This is a genomic window from Polaribacter sp. R2A056_3_33, assembly GCF_019278485.1.
Lineage (GTDB): Bacteria > Bacteroidota > Bacteroidia > Flavobacteriales > Flavobacteriaceae > Polaribacter.
Map to the genome: position 1 here is coordinate 1830374 of NZ_CP058984.1, position 22301 is coordinate 1852674.

The 22301-nt window shown below is 32.2% G+C and carries 10 protein-coding genes; all 10 read left to right on the forward strand.

The genetic code is table 11. The annotated features are described in order from the left end of the window. The first annotated feature begins 419 nt into the window (after positions 1–419). The 10 genes from H0I29_RS07785 (at position 420) to H0I29_RS07830 (ending at position 22298) form a co-directional block, all read left to right on the forward strand. Complete coding sequence (locus tag H0I29_RS07785) at positions 420–5960, forward strand: alpha-2-macroglobulin (protein WP_218754992.1); 5541 nt, start codon at positions 420–422, stop codon at positions 5958–5960. A gap of 145 nt (positions 5961–6105) precedes the next feature. Continuing rightward, the gene (gene pbpC / locus H0I29_RS07790; RefSeq protein WP_254712721.1) at positions 6106–8454 is read left to right on the forward strand and encodes a penicillin-binding protein 1C; all 2349 of its coding nucleotides are present in this window, start codon (positions 6106–6108) and stop codon (positions 8452–8454) included. A gap of 116 nt (positions 8455–8570) precedes the next feature. After that, positions 8571–8732 (forward strand): hypothetical protein, encoded by a 162-nt coding sequence (locus tag H0I29_RS07795; protein ID WP_218754993.1) that lies wholly within the window; start codon positions 8571–8573, stop codon positions 8730–8732. A 238-nt stretch (positions 8733–8970) separates the two neighbouring features. After that, on the forward strand, positions 8971–9816 hold the full coding sequence (locus tag H0I29_RS07800) for an MBL fold metallo-hydrolase (RefSeq protein ID WP_218732255.1): 846 nt from the start codon (positions 8971–8973) through the stop codon (positions 9814–9816). A 4-nt stretch (positions 9817–9820) separates the two neighbouring features. Continuing rightward, positions 9821–11452: a S8 family peptidase gene (locus H0I29_RS07805; RefSeq protein WP_218732256.1), complete on the forward strand. Its 1632-nt coding sequence runs from the start codon at positions 9821–9823 to the stop codon at positions 11450–11452. A 67-nt stretch (positions 11453–11519) separates the two neighbouring features. Further along, positions 11520–13346 carry a M1 family metallopeptidase gene (locus H0I29_RS07810; RefSeq protein WP_218754994.1) on the forward strand — a complete coding sequence of 609 codons (1827 nt, stop codon included), beginning with the start codon at positions 11520–11522 and terminating at the stop codon, positions 13344–13346. A 183-nt stretch (positions 13347–13529) separates the two neighbouring features. Further along, entirely contained in the window at positions 13530–17888 is a 4359-nt protein-coding gene (locus H0I29_RS07815) for a T9SS type A sorting domain-containing protein (RefSeq protein WP_218754995.1), read from the forward strand. Positions 17889–17994: 106 nt separating this feature from the next. After that, positions 17995–19017, forward strand: a complete 1023-nt coding sequence (ruvB, locus tag H0I29_RS07820; protein ID WP_218732259.1) for a Holliday junction branch migration DNA helicase RuvB — start codon at positions 17995–17997, stop codon at positions 19015–19017. 62 nt (positions 19018–19079) lie between these two features. Further along, a complete protein-coding gene (locus H0I29_RS07825; protein ID WP_218754996.1) occupies positions 19080–20807 on the forward strand; it encodes a SulP family inorganic anion transporter in 1728 nt (575 codons plus the stop codon). Positions 20808–20891: 84 nt separating this feature from the next. Continuing rightward, positions 20892–22298, forward strand: a complete 1407-nt coding sequence (locus H0I29_RS07830) for a rhodanese-like domain-containing protein (RefSeq protein WP_218754997.1) — start codon at positions 20892–20894, stop codon at positions 22296–22298. The last annotated feature ends 3 nt before the right edge of the window (positions 22299–22301 follow it).

Below are 22301 nucleotides of genomic sequence, written 5' to 3' on the forward strand. Positions count from 1 at the left end.
TGTATTATATTTGTACGGCTGAATACAATTTGTTTAAAACCATTGCAAACTAAATAAAAGTTAATATATTTTAAAATTCTTACTATTGTTTGTTTTGTAAGGGGTTTTTCAATAAAATTAAGTGTTTTAGTTTGTACTGCCTTTGATTGTAAAGAAGTCCGCTAGACACCTCCAAAAACCCCAGTCATTCCGATTGGGGTTTTTTTATTTGGAATTTTTGCTGGAATATATAGTCTTTGGGATTTATGTAAAAACCTTGACTAAGGTTTTAGTAATAAAAAGCTCTTATCCCTAAAAGAAGAAAAGAGTTAATAACCATTTTTCACGAATACTAAATAAACCATAGCGAATACTAAATAGTCTTACTTAAGCTCAAAGGGAATCCTTATTTTTGAGCTGTGTTTATAAATACAATTACTATGAAAAAGAAAAATCTACTTTTAACAATCTCAATCTTTTTACTTATCCTTTCTTGTAAGAAAGAAGAAGTTAAAACAGATAACATTTTTAAGTTTAAAGAATATATAAGTTACACTACTTCTGGAGTGGTTTCTGTAGCAAATAATATAGAAATAAACCTAGCCAAAGAAGTAGAAGGATGGGAAGCAAATAAAGAGATTTCAACTGAAATTATTTCAGTGAAACCGCATGTAAGTGGTACTGTTAAAACAGTAAATAAACATGCTTTTGTATTTATACCGGATGAAATCTTAAATGCAGATACAGAATATAGTGTTTCTGTAAATCTAGAAGAAATTTATAAAGACACGCCTCATGACTTCGAAACTTATACTTTTCAGTTTAAAACAATTGCGCCAAATTTTAATATTCAGACCAATAATTTACAATCCTATTCTAAAGAATTTCAATATTTAGAAGGTGTTGTAAAATCTGCAGATATTATTTTATTAGAAAATGCTAAAAAATTAATAAGTGCTTCTCAAAATGGAACATCAAAAAACATCGTTTGGAATGAATCCTACAAAAACGGAAAGGTTTTCGAATTTAAAGTTGATAGTATTCAGCGTTTTGTAGAAGACTCTCAATTAGCCATTTCTTGGGATGGAAAAGCAATAAATGCTGAATCTAAAGGTGAAAATGAAGTTCTAATTCCTGGTAAAAATAATTTTAAAGTACTTAGTTTAAAAGTTAACAATACATCCGAGCAGTATATTTCCATTAATTTTTCTGATCAACTTAAAAAACAACAAAACTTTGACGGCTTGGTAACCATTCAAAATGAAAAAAATCCACGTTTTATTGTCAACGGGAATGAGTTAAAAGTGTTTTCAGAAAATAAGTTTCAAGGCGATGTTTTAGTTTCTGTTTTTCAGGGAATTAAAAACTCTTATGATTATAAATTGAAAGAATCTTTTAAGGAAACCATCACTTTCGAGCAAAAGAAACCAGCAATAAGAGCGATAAGCAGCGGAGCTATTTTACCAAATTCTAAAGATTTAAAATTCAATTTTGAAGCCATCAACGTAAAAGAAGTAGATGTTAGAATTATAAAAATTTACGAAGATAATGTGCTTCAGTTTTTGCAAGAAAACAGTATGAATAGTGATAATGAATACCAAATTAAACGAGTTGGTAGGCGTGTTGCTAAGCAAACCATTTCCTTAATTGACGGCAAGACAATTAATACTCAAAAATGGAAGGCGTATAGTGTAGATTTGGCTAAATTAATAGATGCTGAACCTGGTGCTATTTATAGAGTAGAGTTGAGTTTTAATAAAAGTCAGGCACTTTATGATTGTTCAGGAAATCAAAGTTTAAACTCTGATTTCGAAGAGGAAACGTATGATGAATTAAGTAAAATAGAAGACGAAGAAGCGAGAGAAGAATTGTATTGGGATAATAAATTATACGATTATAAAGACCGTAATTATAATTGGCAAGAAAGAGACAACCCTTGTTCAGATTCTTTTTATTATTATAAAGAAGTAACTCAAAATTTATTAGCCTCAAACTTAGGGATTATCGCAAAAAAAGGAGAAAATAACTCTTATTTCTTTGCCGTAACAGATATTTTAAGCACAAAACCTCAGGCTGGAGCAACTATTAAATTATTTAATTTTCAGCAACAAGAAATTGTAACCACCAAAACAGATTCAGAAGGATTTGCTAATATAGAAACCTCTAAAACAGCGGCTTTTGCAGTGGTTTCTAAAGGGAATAATAAAGGGTACATTAGATTGTTCGACGGGAATTCTTTGTCTTTAAGTAAGTTTGATGTTGCTGGTAGCAAAACAGAAAAAGGCTTAAAAGGATATATTTATGGAGAACGCGGAGTTTGGCGCCCTGGAGACAATGTGTATTTAACGTTTTTACTAAATGATGCAGATAATAAGTTGCCAAAAAATCACCCTGTTAAGCTAGAAGTTACAGACCCTAGTGGAAAATTGGTGTATAAAAAAGTAACTTCAGAAAACGTAAATAACTTTTACAACTTTATATTTTCAACCACTCAAGAAGCAAAAACAGGAAACTACAATGCAAAAATTTCTGTAGGTGGTGCAAAGTTTTACAAGTCACTAAAAATAGAAACGGTAAAACCAAATCGTTTAAAAATTAAGGTTGATTTTGATGATGAAGTTTTAACAGCCAACAAACCTATTAACGGAACTTTAGATGTTAAATGGTTGCACGGAACCCCTGCAAAAAGCCTAAAAGCAGAAATTAAAGCAAAAGTTTCTACGGCAAATTATGGTTTTGAAGATTACAAAGACTATGTTTTTACAGATCCATCAAGAGAGTTTTCATCTGAAGAAATAAATATCTTTGATGGAAAATTAGATGAGAATGGATTCGCAAAAATTGATAGTAAACTAGCTATTGGTAAAAATGCTCCCGGAATGTTAAATGTTCAGTTTTTAGTAAGAGCTTTTGAAAACGGAGGAGATTTTTCTATAGATGCTTTCACTAAAAAATATGCGCCATTTACCTCTTTTGTAGGTTTAAAATCGCCAGAAGGAAATAGATATGATTCTTTCTTTACAGATGAAAGTCAGACTTTTTCTGTGGTTTCGGTTGATGAAAAAGGAAGTCCAGTAAAAAGAGATGAAATAGAGGTTGAAGTTTATAAAATTGAGTGGCGTTGGTGGTGGAGTTCTTCGGATGATAACTTGTCTAGATATACTTCTAGCACGTATAATAAACCATATAAAACTTTAAAAATTAGCACGAACTCTAAAGGAAATGGAAGTTTCAATTTAAATATTCCAGAAAGAGATAGAGGTCGTTTTTTAATAAGAGTGATCGATAAGAAAAGTGGTCACGCAACTGGTAGAACAGCTTATTTCTATAAGAATTGGTGGGAAAATTCTGGTTCTGATAATAAAGAAGCTGCAAAAATGTTAGTGTTTTCTGCGGATAAAGAAAAGTATAATGTTGGTGAAACTGCTAAAATTACATTTCCTTCAGGCAGTGAAGGTCATGCGTTAATTAGTATAGAGAATGGTACAAAAGTATTAGAAACAAAATGGATAAAAACTACAAAAGGGAATACTTCTGTAGAAATTCCTATCAACAAAAATATGGCGCCAAATGTGTTTGTAAACATTTCATTATTACAACCACACCAAGTCTCAGAAAATGATTTACCAATAAGATTATTTGGTGTAATTCCGCTTTTGGTAGAAGATGAAAGTACCAAATTAGAGCCTCAAATTTCGATGCCAGAAGAGTTGCAACCAGAAAAAGAATTTACTGTAAAAGTTTCTGAAAAAAACAACAAAGCCATGACGTATACTTTGGCTGTTGTAGAAGAAGGGCTGTTAGATTTAACACGTTTTAAAACTCCGAATGCATTTGATGTTTTCTATGCAAGAGAAGGTTTAGGTGTAAAAACTTGGGATATTTTTGATGATGTAATTGGTGCCTATTCGGGTAGTGTAGATCAGGTTTTCGCAATTGGTGGAGATGGAAGTGCTGCTGCTGCAAAAAATAGAAAAGCCAACAGATTTAAACCAGTTGTAAAATTTATTGGTCCGTTTTATCTTAAAAAAGGAAAAACAGCATCACATAAAATTACCTTACCAAATTATATTGGCTCCGTTAGAACCATGGTAGTTGCGGGAGATGTAAATAATGAAGCTTTTGGAAATGCAGAAAAAGCAGTACCTGTTAAAAAGCCTTTAATGGTGTTGGCTACGTTGCCAAGAAAATTATCGCCAAAGGAAAAAGTTACGTTGCCAGTTACCATTTTTGCAATGGATAAAAAAGTGAAAAATGTAACGGTAGAGGTAAAAACATCTAACGGAATTGCAGTGATTGGTCATAAAACTCAAAAACTTAATTTTGAGAAGCCAGATGAAAAAATGGTGTATTTTGAAATGGATGTATTAAAAGCAAACGGCATCAACACCGTTGAAATTATTGCATCAGGAAACGGAGAAAAAGCAACCTATAAAGTAGAGTTGGATGTTGTAAATCCGAATCCAATTACTTCTAAAATAGTAGATGTAACTGTAGAAGGGAATCAAAGTCAAACTATTAATTTTGATACGTTTGGAGTTGAAGGATCAAATACCGCAATGTTAGAAATCTCTACCATTCCTCAAATTAACTTTTCAGGAAGATTAGAGTATTTAATTCAGTATCCGCATGGTTGCGTAGAGCAAACTACATCAGGTGTTTTTCCACAATTATTTTTGAATGATATTTTTGATTTAACAGCGGATAAAAAACGTCAGGTTCAGGAAAATATAGAAAACGGAATTAAACGATTAGGTAACTTTCAGCAAGCAAATGGAGGTTTGAGTTATTGGATGGGAGAAAGTGAGACAGATGATTGGGGAACAACATATGCTGGTCATTTTATGTTAGAAGCTGCCAAAAAAGGATTTGTTTTACCGTTAACTTTTAAAAGCAACTTTATTAGTTATCAGAAAAAAGCAGCAAGAAATTGGAGGCCAGATTACAGAAATAATTATACAGATTTAGCACAAGCTTATCGTTTATACACATTGGCTTTAGCTGGTAGTCCAGATTTGTCTGCGATGAACAGAATGCGAGAGTTTAAACAAATTTCTAATGATGCAAAATGGCGTTTGGCTGCAGCGTATGCTTTGGCAGGACAAAAAGAAGCGAGTTTAGAAATTATGAGTACTGCAAACATTAATTTTACTACTTCTAAATACAATTATTATTCTTACGGTTCTGTAGATAGAAACCGAGCAATGGCCTTAGAAACCATGTTAATAACTGATCATAAGGACATAAGAGAGGTGGCGAAATCTATTGCAAAAGAATTGTCTGGTAGTAAATGGATGAGTACACAATCTACTGCATATAGTTTATTAGCAATTGGTAAAATGGTAGTTAAAAACGGAGGGAAAGCTATCAACTTAAAATATACTAATAATGGCAAAAAGGTTGCTGTAGAAACGCAAAGTTCTATGGTGCAAAGAACCGTTCAGGTTAAAAATGGTGCAAACTCCATCACTATAGAAAATGAGGATAACAATGTTGTCTTTGCAAGAATTATCAATTCAGGACAATTGCCATTGGGTGATGAAATTACAGAAAGTAGAGGCTTAAGTGCAACTGTTCAGTATGTAGATTTACAAGGGAAATCCATTGATATCAACAATTTAAAACAAGGTCAGGATTTTGTAGCAAAAATAATTGTGAGCAACCCTAAAAATGAAAATGTAAAAGACATTGCTTTAACGCAAGTTTTTCCTTCTGGATGGGAAATTGTGAACACTCGTTTTACAGATTTTGGAACCACTACAAAAAGTGAAGCTCGTTATACAGATATTAGAGATGACAGCGTTAATTTTTATTTCGACCTAAATGAACGGTCTAAAAAAGCAGAAACAAAAACTTTTACTGTTTTATTGAATGCAGCGTATTTAGGGAATTATTATTTACCAGGAATTCAGGTGGAAGCGATGTATGATCATGACTATTTGGTAAGAACAAAAGGACGTTGGATTGAAGTGATTAAGTAATACAATCCAAAAAATAAGAGTGTCATTTCGACGATAGGAGAAATCTCATAATGAGAAGAATATAAATATGAGATTTCTCAATCGCCTGAAAAAGTCTCATTTCGAAATGATAATTAAACCTTAAAAGAAATAAATAAGCAAAAAATTGAAAATAACAAACTACATAAAACGTCATAAAAAGAAAACAATATTTATTGTTGTTCTGCTTATTTTCTATGTGTTTTGTTTGCCAAGTCAGTTGTTTACCAAGCCAACATCAACTGTAATTACAAGTAATAATAATGAGTTATTGGGGGCATTAATTGCAGAAGACGGACAATGGCGTTTTCCTCATAAAGACTCCGTTCCTGAGAAATTTAAAACCTGTTTAATTCAGTTTGAAGACGAACATTTTTATATGCATCCTGGGTTTAATCCAGTTTCCATTTTTAAAGCCTTAAAACAAAATTTACAAGCAGGAAGTGTAAAAAGAGGTGGAAGTACCATTACACAACAAGTTATTCGTTTGAGTAGAGATAACAGACCTAGAACTTATTTTGAAAAAGTAAAAGAATTAATTTTAGCAACACGTTTAGAGTTTAGAGCATCCAAAGAAAAGATTATTACCTATTGGAGTTCTAATGCGCCTTTCGGAGGAAATGTTGTAGGCTTAGATGCTGCTTCTTGGCGCTATTATAATAGACAAGCATCCGATTTATCTTGGGCAGAATCTGCCACTTTAGCTGTTTTACCCAATGCTCCAAATTTGATTTATCCAGGGAGAAATCAACATAGATTGTTGGTGAAAAGAAATAGATTGTTAAAAAAGTTACTGAATAAGAATATCATTGACTCGATAACGTATGAATTATCAGTTTTAGAAGAATTACCACAAAAACCGTATCCACTTCCTCAAGTTACACCACATTTATTACAGAAAATCAATAAAAAAAATAAAGGAAAGTTTGTAAAAACGACCATAAATAAAAAGTTTCAGAATCAAACAAATTTAATTGTAAATAATCATTATAATCAATTAAAAAACAATGAGATATTTAATATTTCTGTTTTGGTTTTAGATGTGAATACTAGGCAAGTTTTAACCTATGTTGGCAACTCTAAAACGACTAAAAATAATCAGAAAGATGTAGATGTTATAGACAAACCTAGAAGTACCGGAAGTATTTTAAAACCATTTTTATATACAGCCATGTTAGATAGTGGAGATTTGTTGCCAAATATGTTGGTTGCAGATGTGCCTACAAATTTCGGAAGTTATCATCCAGAAAATTTTGATAAAAAATATGCTGGAGCAATTTCTGCAAAGTTAGCACTGTCTAGATCTTTAAATGTGCCCATCGTTAGAATGTTGCAAAGTTTTGGGTTGGAGAAATTTCATGATTATTTACAAAAATTAAAACTGAGAGATTTAAATAAAGACCCTAATTATTACGGACTAACACTGGCTTTGGGTGGTGCAGAAAGTAATTTGTGGGATTTATGCAAAAGTTATGCTTCCATGGCATCTACAGTAAATCATTATTCAGAAAACTCTAGTAGGTATTTTAAAAACGAATTTTGTGAACCTACTTTTTATGCGAATCAAAAAATAGATTTTGGAGAAAAATCATCAGAAAAAATGATTTTTGATGCCGCTTCTATTTATCTCACTTTTGAGAGTTTAAAAGATGTAAATAGACCCAATGCAGATCAAAATTGGGAGTTTTTTGATGCTTCTAAACAAATTGCTTGGAAAACAGGTACAAGTTTTGGTTTTAGAGATGCTTGGGCAATAGGGACCACTAAAGATTATGTAGTAGGAGTTTGGGTTGGGAATGCAGATGGAGAAGGAAGACCTGGTTTGGTTGGTGTGCAAGCTGCAGCTCCTATTTTATTTGATGTTTTTGATAAATTACCAAATTCAACATGGTTTGAGAAGCCTTTTGATGAAATGACTGAAATCGAAATTTGTGCACAAAGTGGTTATAGAGCAACTCAAAATTGTGAAGAAACATCATTAGAATTTGTACAAAATGCAGGTTTAAAAACAGCACCTTGTCCGTTTCATGTTTTGGTAAATGTAGATGCTTCAGAAAATTATCAGGTAAATACTTTTTGTGAACAACTAGAAAACATCAAACAAAAATCTTGGTTTGTGTTGCCTCCTTTAATGGAATATTATTACAAGGATAAAAACCCGTTTTATAAACCGCTACCAAAATTTAGAAATGATTGTTTAGGTGCGGCAAAAAACGCGATGAAATTTATTTATCCAACGGAAAAAAGCACCATTTTTTTACCAAAGAATTTCGATGGAAAGAAGAATGAACTTGTTTTAAAAGTAGCTCATGCCAACAATGAAGCTGTTTTATATTGGTATGTTGATAGTAAATATTTAGGGAGCACAAAAGAACTGCATGAGTTTGGAGTGGATTTAAATACTGGAAACTATCTTATTTCGGCTACGGATAATTTTGGAAATGAAATTCATCAGCAAATAACAGTAAAAGAATAATTTACTTAAAGTAGATTAAGTGCATGTCAACGTAAGAAAAGGGTTTTTTATCGAAGAACAAGAGGTATGCGCTTAATTTTATAGATTTTTGATATAACTAAACCGAACTCCTTATTATGATGTTACAAATCTCTACTCCAATTAATGGGGAAATTCCCTCGTCATTCTTAGACAATCAATTATTGTTTGTTATTTTGGGATTGATTGCTTTGGTGTTTGTAATTATTAGAGTGGCTAAGTTTCTAAGTGAAATGGATTTTAATAGGACCTCTAAATAGGCCTAATTTCACTCAAAATGTGTTAGTTTTCCTTTTTCGATTCAGAAAAAATAATTAGAATTTATTGGGCAATCATTTTTAAATTGTTTTAGTGTAATCTTTAGACTTTCTTAACAAAAAACTATCTTATTTTCTTCATCTTTGCTTTCTGTATACTTTTAAGAAGTATTATGAATATATTGAATTCTAATTGATTATTTTTATAGTCAATTTTTTTTATGATTTTAATCTATACAGAATGAAAATATACCCTATAGAAACTGGAAATTTTAAATTAGACGGAGGTGCAATGTTTGGTGTTGTACCAAAAACTATTTGGCAAAAAACGAACCCTGCAGACGCTAATAACTTGATAGATATGAGCATGAGAAGTATGCTTATAGAAGATGGAGATCGTTTAATTTTAGTTGATACAGGCCTAGGAGAAAAACAATCAAATAAATTTTATAGTTATTATTACCTTTTTGGAGATTTTTCTTTGGATTCTTCTTTAGCAAAACATGGTTTTCATAGAGATGATATTACAGATGTTTTTTTAACACATTTACATTTTGATCATTGTGGAGGTGCTATAGAGTGGAATGCACAAAGAACCATTTTACAACCAGCTTTTAAAAATGCCAAATTCTGGTCTAATGATAAACATTGGAAATGGGCAACCGAGCCCAACCCAAGAGAAAAGGCTTCTTTCTTTAAAGAAAATATCAATCCTATTAAAGAAAGCGGACAATTAAATTTTATACATAGTAATTATAAAGACCAAATAGGTTTCGATGTCCTTTTTATGGATGGTCATACAGAAAAACAAATGCTACCAATGCTATCTTATCAAGGCAAAACAATTGTTTTTGTAGCAGATTTATTACCTACAATTGGGCACATTCCTTTGGCTTATGTTATGGGATATGATACAAGACCTTTGTTAACTTTAAAAGAAAAAGCAGCTTTCTTAAACCAAGCAGCAGATAAAGAATATTACCTTTTTTTAGAACATGATGCTTATAATGAACTTTGTACTGTTCAGCATACAGAAAAAGGAGTTAGATTAAAGAACACACACAAATTTATAGATATATTTAATTAATATTATGAGAGTTTTAAAACCAATTTTATATACAGCTTTTGCTGGACTTGTTTTTACAGGTTGTAAATCAATTTCTAACCTTCCAGTTCCAAATGGTTCTGATGTAGCAATAATAGCAGTAGCTAAAAAAGCACCATTAACAGAAGCACAAAAAAATACTTGGGGACATTTAGATTTGGTAAAAGATTCTATTCCTGGAATGTCTGTAGACAAGGCGTATGATTTTTTACAAGGTAAAAAAAGTGTAACGGTTGTAGTAGGTGTTGTAGATTCTGGAACAGATTTGGGGCATGAAGATTTAAAAGATGTGGCTTGGGTAAATGAAAAAGAAGTTGCTGGTAACGGAATTGATGATGATAAAAATGGTTATGTAGATGATATTAATGGTTGGAACTTTTTAGGCGATGCTTATAAAGAAAACTTGGAGTCAGCTAGAATTTTACACAATCCTTCTTTAGAAAGTCCAGAAATTGTTGCAGAGATCCAGGCAGCGCACGACATTAAAGTTGGGAATGCTGAAAAGACAAAAACTAGATTTGAGCAAATGTTAAGCGGTGTTAAAGGAGCAGATGAAAATTTAGCTAGACACTTTGGTAAAGACGATTATAGTGCTATAGAAGTTGCGGCAATTACAACCGAAGATCCTTCTTTATTACAGAGCATTGCAATTGCAAAACAAATGTTTGGTTTTGGTTTGCCTTCTTTAAGCCAAGCGCAAGAAGAAATTAAAAAAGAATTAGACAAATCGATTGCTTTATTAAATAACGAATATACTAATTATAGAATAGGAGATAACCCAGAAGATATTAATGACTCTCCAGGTTATGGAAATGGAAATCCAGGGGTTTCAACTAAAAGTGAAGCACATGGTACTCATGTTTCTGGAATTATTGGAGCATCTAGAAATAATGGAAAAGGAGTTAATGGTGTAGCAGATAATGTAAAAATTATGGCTGTACGTTCTGTACCAGATGGAGATGAGTATGATAAAGATGTTGCTTTAGGTTTACGTTATGCAGTAGATAATGGCGCAAAAGTAATTAACACTAGTTTTGGTAAAGGATACTCACCTCATAAAGAATGGGTGTATGAAGCAATTCAATATGCAGCAAAGCACGATGTATTAATTATAAATGCAGCAGGAAACGATGGTAAGGATATTGATGTAGAAAGAACGTACCCAAACGATTCTAAAGATTTAATAACAGAGGTTTCAGATAACGTATTAACAATTGGAGCAATGAGCTCTAGTTATAATGAAAACCTACCAGCTAATTTTTCTAATTATGGTAAAAAAAATGTAGATATTTTTGCTCCTGGAGTTCAAATTTATTCTACAACTCCAGAAAATGAATATAAACACTTTAGTGGAACATCTATGGCTGCACCTTCTGCAGTAGGAGTAGCTGCTTTAGTACGTTCTTATTATCCTAAATTAACAGCAAGTCAGGTAAAGCATATTTTAATGAATTCTGGTGTAAAAATAGATTTAGAGGTAATTAAACCAGGATCTCAGTCTAGAGAAAATCCTAAAGGAGAGTTAGTTCCTTTTGCAGATTTATCAGTTACAGGTAGAGTTGTTAATGCTTACAATGCATTACAAATGGCAGACAGAATGGTAAACGGAAAAAAATAATTTATTAAACTTAAAAAGCAGCATTTTAAAAATGCTGCTTTTTTTTTGAACATTAATTAATATAAATATGAGAAAAATTTATTTTTTAGGATTGTCACTAATAATGTTAACCTCTTGTAAGGTTATAAAAGATACAACCAATGTGGCTAAAGAAACTTATTGGCAGCAACATGTAGACTATACAATGGATGTTGATGTAGATGTAAACAACTATCAATACAAAGGAAAGCAGACGTTAGTTTATACAAACAATTCTCCCGACGATCTAGATAAAGTATTTTATCATTTATACTTTAATGCTTTTCAACCAGGATCTCAGATGGATGTTCGTTCTTTAAATATTAAAGATCCAGACAGAAGAGTAGGAGATAGAATAAGTAAATTACAGCCAGATGAAATAGGTTATATTAAAGTAAATTCATTAAAACAAGATGGTGTTGCGGTTTCTCATCAAACTGTTGGTACAATTTTAGAAGTACAATTAAACCAACCAATAAAATCTGGAGAAACAGTTACTTTAGAAATGAATTTTGATGCTCAAGTTCCTGTTCAAATTCGTCGTTCTGGAAGAGACAACAAAGAAGGTGTTGCTTTATCTATGTCTCAATGGTATCCTAAATTAGCAGAATACGATTTTCAAGGTTGGCATACACCACCTTATATCGGAAGAGAATTTCAAGGAGTTTGGGGAGATTTTGATGTAACTATTCATATAGATAAAAACTACACTGTTGGTGGTTCTGGTAACTTACAAAACCCTCAAGAAATTGGTCATGGTTATCAAGATGATTCAAAAGAATTAAACTTGCCTAAAGGCGATAAATTAACATGGAATTTTAAAGCACCAAATGTGCACGATTTTATGTGGGCGGCAGATCCAGCATATATTCATGATGTTTTAAAAATGGAAAACGGAATTGATTTACACTTTTTGTATAAGAAAGATTTAGCAGCAGAGTATTTAAAAAATTGGAAAGATTTGCAGCCTAAAACAGCAGAATTAATGACGTATTATAGTAAGCATGTTGGTCAATACCCATATAAACAATACTCTGTAATACAAGGTGGAGATGGTGGTATGGAATATGCAATGTCTACATTAATTACAGGTAAACGTAAATTTGGAAGCCTTTTTGGAGTAACTGCACATGAGATGGCACATACTTGGTTTCAGTTTTTATTAGCATCAAACGAAAGTTTGCACCCTTGGATGGATGAAGGTTTTACTTCTTACATTTCTAACAAAGCAGAAAACGAAATTTTAAAAGAAAATAAAGAAAACCCACATGCAGGTTCTTACAGAGGTTATAGGTTTATTGTAGCAAAAGGGCTTGAAGAGTCTTTGTCTACACATGCAGATAGATACCATACAAATAGAGCTTATAGTACAGCAAGTTATTCTAAGGGAAATATTTTCTTAAGTCAATTAGAATATGTTGTAGGTAAAGAGAATGTTGCCAACGGATTAAAGAAATATTTTAATGAGTTTAGTTTTAAACATCCTACGCCAAATGATATTAAACGATCTATGGAAAAAACTGCTGGATTAGATTTAGGTTGGTATTTAAATGAATGGACAGAAACTACACATACCATAGATTATGGTGTAAAATCTGTTGATGAGAAAACAATTACTTTAGAGAGAATTGGGCAAATGCCAATGCCAATGGATGTTGATGTAACTTATGTTGATGGAACTTTAGAAAGTTTTAACATTCCATTAGAAATGATGAGAGGTAGTAAGCCAACAACAGCAACCATTTTAAAAGATTGGGGTTGGGCAATGCCAACATATTCTTTTACAGTTTCTAAAGCTGTAAAATCTGTTACTATTGATAAAAGCGGATTAATGGCTGATATTAATTTAGAGAATAATGTTCTAGAAGTGAAGTAAAAGTGTTAAAATATTATGAAAAACCTCTCCTACTTGGAGAGGTTTTTTTTATTGGTTACTTTTGTAATTGGTAACATCAATAGATGATTAATATTGTTGTCTTTTCGGGTAAAATAGATATAATGTTGTCGTGTTCTAATATTTATATTTATCAAGAAATTAGTTTTATTAAAATATACATAATTGAAAAATCACCTCTCCATACGTCTAAATTTTAGTAATTTTTTTTATCTCTATCTTTTTTTCTTCGTTTTATTAAGCACTTCTTTTTCTTCGAGTGCGCAACATGCTGTAACCGCTGTTTATGGTGATAATGGAGGTTTTTATACTTCTACAACGGCTACACAAGTTACTTATGATGATTCTAATAATTTATTAGGGTTTAGTGTAGATGGTGCTACGTATTCTACCGGTGTTAATGATGCAATTTTAACAGCAAATAATATAACATTTACAAGCGGAAGTTTTGTCTCATTTCCAATGCCTGCTTCTATTGATTATAAATCGGAAGAATTAATTGGTATTGGAACTAATTGGGGGGGAGTTTCTCAAAATAATAGTGCAACAGATTATATAAAAACATTTAGCCCTATTGTTCCTTCATTTTTTGTTAGAGATGGTAGTAGTGGTTTAGAATTAGCTACCAATTTTTTTAATATAAAAAGTCAAGTAATCATATACGATGCCATTGTAATAAATCAAGCAGTAAGTATAAACGATGCATTGCCAGACATTATTGTTACCCAAACAGGGTCTCCTGGTAATACCGATAAGTTTAAATTTATAGACAGTGCAGGGAATATAGTAGGTACAGAAATAAACGTTTCCTTTGGAAATGTTGCTGTTGTTGGAGGAACAGATTGGACTATTTATAGAATCAACCCTTCTACAGGTTTGGTTAAAAGTACATTTGGCATAGATACCTATAGAGATTTAAGAGTTCTATCTATCAATTTAAGCGATTTTGGCATAACAACGAGTAATTTTAACCAGATAACTAATTTTGTACACACTACATCTGGTAATACAGATATAGCTTTTACGGCATATAATTCTGATGCGATAAAAATATTGCTACCAGCAACAGATTTAGAAGTATCAAATTCAATGATTTCTGCAGATGATTTTTGTGCGCCTACTACGGCTAATTTTACAACAACGATAACTAATTTATCTGCAACCGAACTATCAAAAGATTTTGAGGTAGATTTTACAATTCCAGTTGGTATGACAGCAACAAGTAACTCCGCAGTTTTTTCTGAATCAGGTGTTTCTCCTTTATCAGCAAGTTTTAATAATACGAATAATACCTGGACTATTGATAATTTATCAGTAGGAGAAAGTGTTACGTTAACGGTTAATACTTCTGTAAGTACGGCTTCATTTCCTATCAGTTTTACAGCTACAGCAACGGGGGTGTTTCAACCAGATAGTGATCCAAGTAATAATACACAAACAATATCTGAAGCCGGTGAAGACAATGATTGTGATGGTGTAAAAGATACGGATGATTTAGATGATGATAATGATGGTATTTTAGATACTATTGAAGGAACTGGAGATTTTGATGGAGACGGAATTGCTAATTATTTAGATTTAGATAGTGATGGAGACGGTTGTCCGGATGCTTTAGAAGCAACAGGTACTGTTAAGCAAACGGATTTAGATGCTAGTTTTGTAATTATCGGAACAGTAAATGCACAAGGAATACCAACTTTAACAGAAGCTGGTGCTGGAGCAGGACAAGATATTGGTGATAGCCAAAATGGAAGTGTTTTAGCTTGTGATACTACTGATACTGATTTAGATGGAGTTATTGATATTATTGACTTAGATGACGATAACGATGGTGTTTTAGATACTGCAGAAAATGCATATAGCGGAAACCCAATTGCAGATACAAATAAAAACGGAATTATAGATTATAAAGATCCAAGTCTTAGTGGTTTCGTGGACTCTAATTCAGATGATATAGATGATCGATATGATCTCGATTTAGACGGAATTATAGATCAATTTGATGTGGATGCAGATGGAGATGGTTGTCCGGATGCTTTAGAAGGTGGTGCTACTTTTACTTTTGCAGATGTAGATGGTAACAATCGATTAAAAGGAGATGTAGATGAAAAAGGTATTCCTGTTGTAGCAACTAGTAATGGTCAATTATTAGGAAGTAGTCAAGATGATTTAGTACAAGATTCAAGTTGTAGTTTGCTGCCTGTAATTATTAGTCAAGTTTATCAAACGGCGTCAGGTAACGCCATTGAATTAACAAATATTGGAACAACAACTGTAACTAATATCAGTTTAGTTTTATTTAAAGATTTAGGGATTACTTCTGCAAGTGCTATTTCGCCTACGGCAGATTTAACAATAACAAGTATACCTGCAGGTGGCTCTGTTGTTATAAAATCTGTTGCATCACTTCCGGAAGTTACTTTTATAAATAATCCTATAGAAATAACAGATGCTAGTATTGCGGATTTAGCAGATGGAGACGACACTTTAATCCTTTCAAAAACCATAAATGCCTCTGCTTGGGAAAATAGATATGATGTTGTTAAGAATATTAGTAACACAACATCTTTGGTTCGTATCGATGAAATAACAAAAGCAAATACGACTTTTACTGTGGCAGAATGGCTTTCTTTTGTAGATGATTCAATAGAAGTAGTTGGAGATTCAGATCCAATTCCTGCAATTGTAAGACATGCAAATGGGCCGCTTTTATCAGAAGTAAAAACACCAATTAATGAAACAAATTGTGGTTTAGGTTTGCATAGAATAAGTCCAACTATTCTTACAGGAGCTGCGTGGAGTAATGGTTTTCCAGATAAGTCTAGAAGTGTAATTGTTAGAGAAACGTATACGCATTCTACAGGTAATTTAAATGCAAGAATATTAGATGTGCAAGGTAGTAATGTGTTAAGTGTTAGTGATAATGCGTTAATTGTTTTAAACAACACGAATATTAATGTAAATGCACAGATTAGAATTTTAGGTACTGGACAGTTTGTTCAAGTACACGATGGTAATCGTAATGTAACCGGCAATGGAAAACTATTAATAGATCAAAAAAGCGAGGTTCCTAATGTGTTCAGGTATAATTATTGGTCATCACCAGTGGTAGAGTTTATTGGCGGAAATACGTATAGAGTTTCAGAAATTATGAAAGATGCTGGAGGTGAGCTTACTGCTAGTTCAACAATTACAGATATTAATTTTGTTGGTGGTTACGACGGGGCTGTTGCGAGTCCTATACAAATAGCTAGTTATTGGATTTGGGCTTACTTTAATAGTACAGGAAATAACGATTGGGTGCAATTAAAAGAAACGGGTTATTTATCTAAGGGTTTAGGATATATTATGAAAGGTACAGGTGCTAATGCACAATATTTTACATTTTCTGGAAGTCCATTAGATGGAGATATTTCATTTAACTTATCTGCAGATACCAATAGTCTTTTAGGAAACCCATATGCAGGTACTTTAGATGGAAAAGCATTTATATTAAATAATGAAGACACTATTGATGGGACCCTTTATTTTTGGGAACATTCTGGAGAAGCAACAGATCAAGGGCACATAAAAGCAGGTTATGAAGGTGGTTATGCACAATTAACTTTTTCTATGGCAACAGCTGCTACAAGTGTTGTTGGTACAAACGGATTAACAGATTCTTACTCGTATAATACACCAACAAGATACATTGCTGTAGGTCAGGGATTTTTTGTTTTTTCAGATGCAGATGGAGGAACCATTAATTTTAATAACAAGCAAAGAAGTTATCAGTTAACTGAACCTCATTTCTTTAAAACAGAAGAGAAGAAAACAACTAATAGTTCGCTTCCTATTTTAAAATTAGGGTTAGATTTTACAAACAAAGACTATCTAAAGCTTCATAGGCAAATAGGTATTTCATTTAATGAAAATCATTCTTATGGTTTTGATTATGGTTATGAAAGTGTAATGATAGATGTCCAGTCGTCTGATGTCTATTGGGATTTTGATGAAATGGATCATAAGAAATTAGCTATTGCAGGAGTTGAGAGCATAAATGATGCTTTAAAAGTGCCACTTACAATTCTTGTTGATTCTGATGAACCTCTTTTTATAAGAATAGATGAATTAGAAAATATTAACCGTAAAATTTACTTATTAGATGCTTTAGAAAATACCACTAAAGAATTAAAAGAAGATGAGATGGTGGAATTAGAGTTGGCTAAAGGAACTTATAAGGATCGTTTTTTTATCACCTTTAATGAAGCTAATGTGTTATCAGTTTCTGATGAGGTTTTAGATTTTAGTTTAAGAGTTTATTTGGATGACAATTCGAATGCAATATCAATACTTAACAATACCAATCTTTTTATAGAAAATGTAGAACTATTTAATGTGTTAGGACAACAAATAAAAACTTGGACACCAAATGTTTCTAATGAAAAGATTGACTTAAAGTTGGGTAATTTACCAACATCTATATACATTGTTAATGTAAAAACAAACCAAGGTATATTTACGAATAAGGTCTTAAAAAAATAAAAAATTAGATACTGTATTATAAAAAACCTTTCTGAATAAGAAAGGTTTTTTTGTTATGTAACAAATCTTACAAAACTGTACTTTAAAATCAATTATCTTTGTAGTTATGAATGAAAACTTAAATCCTGAAAACGACAACTTATCTAATGAAGATTTAGACGTAGAAAAAAAATTACGTCCACTTTCTTTTGATGATTTTACAGGACAAGATCAGGCCATAGATAACCTAAAAATATTTGTGGAAGCAGCAAATCAAAGAGGAGAAGCTTTAGATCATACACTTTTTCACGGACCTCCAGGTTTAGGGAAAACAACTTTAGCACATATTTTAGCAAATGAATTAGAAGTAGGGATAAAAGTTACTTCTGGTCCTGTTTTAGACAAGCCTGGAGATTTGGCGGGTTTATTAACAAACCTAGATGAACGTGACGTTTTATTTATTGATGAAATTCATAGATTAAGTCCTATTGTAGAAGAATATTTATACTCTGCAATGGAAGATTATAAAATTGATATTATGATAGAATCTGGCCCAAATGCCAGAACAGTTCAAATAAATTTAGAACCTTTTACATTAATTGGAGCAACAACTAGATCTGGTTTGTTAACCGCTCCAATGAGAGCTCGTTTTGGAATAAGCAGTAGATTACATTATTACAAAACAGAATTGTTAACCACAATTATTCAAAGAAGTTCACACATTTTAGGAGTTCCTATTTCTATGGAATCTGCAATAGAAATTGCGGGTAGAAGTAGAGGAACACCAAGAATTGCAAATGCTTTATTAAGAAGAGTTAGAGATTTTGCACAAATCAAAGGGGATGGAAGTATTACCATAGAAATTGCAAAATATGCCTTAAAAGCATTAAATGTTGATGCACACGGTTTAGATGAAATGGATAATAAGATTCTAATGACCATTATCGATAAGTTTAAAGGAGGACCAGTTGGCTTAAGCACCATTGCAACAGCAGTTTCAGAGAATACAGAAACTATTGAAGAAGTGTACGAACCTTTTTTAATTCAGCAAGGTTTTATCATGAGAACTCCAAGAGGAAGAGAAGTAACCGAATTAGCATATACACATTTAGGAAGAGTTAAAGGAAAAAGTCAAGGGGAATTGTTTTAATATTTAGAGAAAAGAGAAAAAAAATAAGAATTCCTTCCCTTTTGGAAGGTTAGTATGGGCTAATGAATATAAAAAAGATAATACCAATTTTAGAATGGTTACCAAACTACAATACATCTCTTTTTAAGGGAGATTTATTGGCTGGTATAACTGTTGGTATTATTTTAATTCCGCAAGGAATTGCATATGCTTTAATTGCAGGTTTACCACCAATTTACGGTTTGTATTGTGCTTTGGTACCCCAAGTTATGTATGCTATTTTTGGATCATCAAGGCAAGTAGCCATTGGTCCTGTAGCAATGGATTCTTTAATTGTGGCAACAGGAGTATCTACCCTAGCTTTGGCAGGTTCTGAGAGTTACATAGCAATAGCTGTTTTGTTAGCTTTAATGGTGGGGGCAATCCAATTTTTAATGGGTGTTTTTAGTTTGGGGTTTATTGTAAACTTTCTATCAAAGCCCGTTATTACTGGTTTTACATCCGCGGTAGCGTTAATTATTGGGTTCAATCAATTTCGGAATTTATTTGGAGTAGATTTTGTGCAAAGTGATCAATTGCAGTATGTTGTAGCAGATGTTTTTGGTAGGATTAACAATTTTAATCACCCAACAACTATTATCGGATTAATTTCTGTCGTGATTATTATCATCCTCAGAAAAATCAATAAAAAAATACCAAGCGCCTTAATAGTTGTTATTTTAGGAATTGTAGTGCTAAAGTATTTTGGAGCTTCTTTTGGTGATGTTTCTATTGTAAAAGACATTCCTTCTGGGTTGCCGATTTTCGGAATTCCAGAGTTTGATATTGACTTAATAAGAGAGTTATTACCAATTGCATTTACGTTGGTAATGGTTGGCTATTTAGAAACCATTTCTATAGGAAAATCGTTAGAAGCAAAACAAGATGAATATAGAATAAGACCCAATCAAGAATTAATAGCTTTAGGAATTAGTAATATGGTGGGGTCGCTGTTTAAAGCATATCCAACTACTTCTAGTTTTTCTCGTTCTGCAATTAACCAAGAAAGTGGAGCAAGAACAGGTATGGCAGCTTTAATTTCTGTTGTAATGGTTGTTATTACGCTATTATTTTTAACACCGTTATTTTATCATTTACCAAAAACAGTCTTGGCAGCAATTATTATAGTAGCCGTTTTTAATTTGGTAAATATTAAAGAAGCAGCTTTTTTATGGAGAGCAAATCATTTAGATTTCTGGTTGATGTTAGCCACATTTATTGGTACGTTATTATTAGGAATCGAATTTGGAATTATTGTTGGCGTAGGGTTGTCTTTAATAGTGTTAATTTATAGAACCTCTAGACCTTATGTGGCGGAATTAGGGAAAGTACCCAACTCTAATTTTTACAGAAATAGAAGTCGTTTTGAAGAAGTTATTATTGAAGACGATGTCTTAATTTTTAGATTTGATGCACAAATATTTTACGCAAATTCTAGCTATTTTAGAGACAAATTAGATGAAATGGCATATAGAAAAGGAGATGCTTTAAAATTGATAGTTTTAGATGCAGAAAGCATAAACAGAGTAGATAGTACAGGAGTAGAAATGCTAAAAGAGCGTATTAAATATTATAAAAAGAAAGGGATTACTTTTTTACTAGCAGGCGTAAAAGGTCCAGTAAGAGACGACTTATTTAGAAGCGGAATTTTATCAATTATAGATATCAATCACTTTTTTATGCGCTCTAATGATGCCGTAAAATTCTACAAAACTGGAGATAGAAAACAACAAGAAAAATATGCGAAATATATACATCAAGCATATCATTAAAAATAATTAGTAACTAAGTCTATAAGTAAAATTTTTGAAGTGAATTCAGAATTTTAAAACCTTGTAGGTGTTAAAAATATAAAAATGATCATAGAACAAATTTATACAGGTTGTTTAGCTCAAGGGGCTTACTACATAGAAAGTAATGGCGAAGTTGCTATTATAGATCCATTAAGAGAAGTACAAGATTATATAGATAGCGCAGCTAAAAACGATGCAAAAATTAAATATATTTTCGAAACGCATTTTCATGCAGATTTTGTGAGCGGACACGTTACATTGGCAGAAAAAACGGGTGCACAAATTGTATTTGGTCCAACAGCAACAACTAATTTCGATGCAATTATAGCAGAAGATAACCAGGTTTTTAAAGTAGGAGATATTACCATTACGGTATTACACACACCTGGTCATACAATGGAAAGCTCTTGTTATTTATTAAAGGATGAAAACGGTAAAGACCATGCGCTTTTTAGTGGTGATACCTTGTTTTTAGGTGATGTTGGTCGTCCAGACTTGGCTCAAAAAAGTGATGTAACAGAAAAAGATTTAGCAGGTTTTTTATTTGATAGTTTGCGTACTAAAGTAATGACTTTAGCTGATGAGGTTATTGTATATCCTGCACATGGGGCGGGTTCTGCTTGTGGTAAAAACTTAAGCAAAGAAACGGTTGGTACTATTGGTAATCAAAAAGAAACCAATTACGCTTTAAGAGCAAACATGACTAAAGAAGAGTTTATAAAAGAAGTAACTGATGGTTTGTTGCCTCCTCCAGCTTATTTTCCTTTAAATGTAAAGTTGAATAAAGAAGGCTATAAAAGTATTGATGATGTTATTAAAAACAGTGAAAAGCCATTGTCTGTCAAAGATTTTGAAATCATTGCAAATGAAACTGGTGCAATTGTTTTAGACGTTCGTCATCAAACAGAGTTTGTAAAAGGATTCATTCCGCAATCTATTTTTATTGGTATCGATGGCGGTTTTGCTCCTTGGGTTGGTGCATTGATTAAAGATATTAAGCAACCAATTTTATTAGTTGCTCCAGAAGGAAGAGAAGAAGATACCATTACCCGTTTGTCTAGAGTTGGTTTCGATAATGTTTTAGGATATTTAGAAGGTAGTTTTGATACTTGGCAAAAAGCGGATAAAGAAATAGATACCTTAACGTCTGTTTCTGTTGATGTTTTAGAAGATAAAATTAAAGAAAATGCAGTGGTTTTTGATGCTAGAAAACCAGGTGAATTTGCAAGTGAACATGCAGTTGTGGCAAAAAATACACCGTTAGATTTTTTAAATGATCATATCTCTGAGTTTCCAGAAAAAGGAGATTTTTATGTGTATTGTGGTGGTGGTTATCGCTCTGTAATTGCTGCTTCTATCTTAAAAGCAAGAGGTATTCACAATGTAATTGATGTTGCTGGCGGTTATGCTGCCATAAGAAATTCTAATATAGAAAGAACAGCAGCTGTTTGTCCATCAACTTTAAAATAAAAA

Bases quoted from the DNA above. Each gene is read 5' to 3' on its own strand.
- H0I29_RS07785 (WP_218754992.1), top strand. From the start codon at position 420: ATGAAAAAGAAAAATCTACTTTTAACAATCTCAATCTTTTTACTTATC.
- H0I29_RS07795 (WP_218754993.1), top strand. From the start codon at position 8,571: ATGATGTTACAAATCTCTACTCCAATTAATGGGGAAATTCCCTCGTCA.
- H0I29_RS07800 (WP_218732255.1), top strand. From the start codon at position 8,971: ATGAAAATATACCCTATAGAAACTGGAAATTTTAAATTAGACGGAGGT.
- H0I29_RS07805 (WP_218732256.1), top strand. From the start codon at position 9,821: ATGAGAGTTTTAAAACCAATTTTATATACAGCTTTTGCTGGACTTGTT.
- H0I29_RS07810 (WP_218754994.1), top strand. From the start codon at position 11,520: ATGAGAAAAATTTATTTTTTAGGATTGTCACTAATAATGTTAACCTCT.
- ruvB (WP_218732259.1), top strand. From the start codon at position 17,995: ATGAATGAAAACTTAAATCCTGAAAACGACAACTTATCTAATGAAGAT.
- H0I29_RS07825 (WP_218754996.1), top strand. From the start codon at position 19,080: ATGAATATAAAAAAGATAATACCAATTTTAGAATGGTTACCAAACTAC.
- H0I29_RS07830 (WP_218754997.1), top strand. From the start codon at position 20,892: ATGATCATAGAACAAATTTATACAGGTTGTTTAGCTCAAGGGGCTTAC.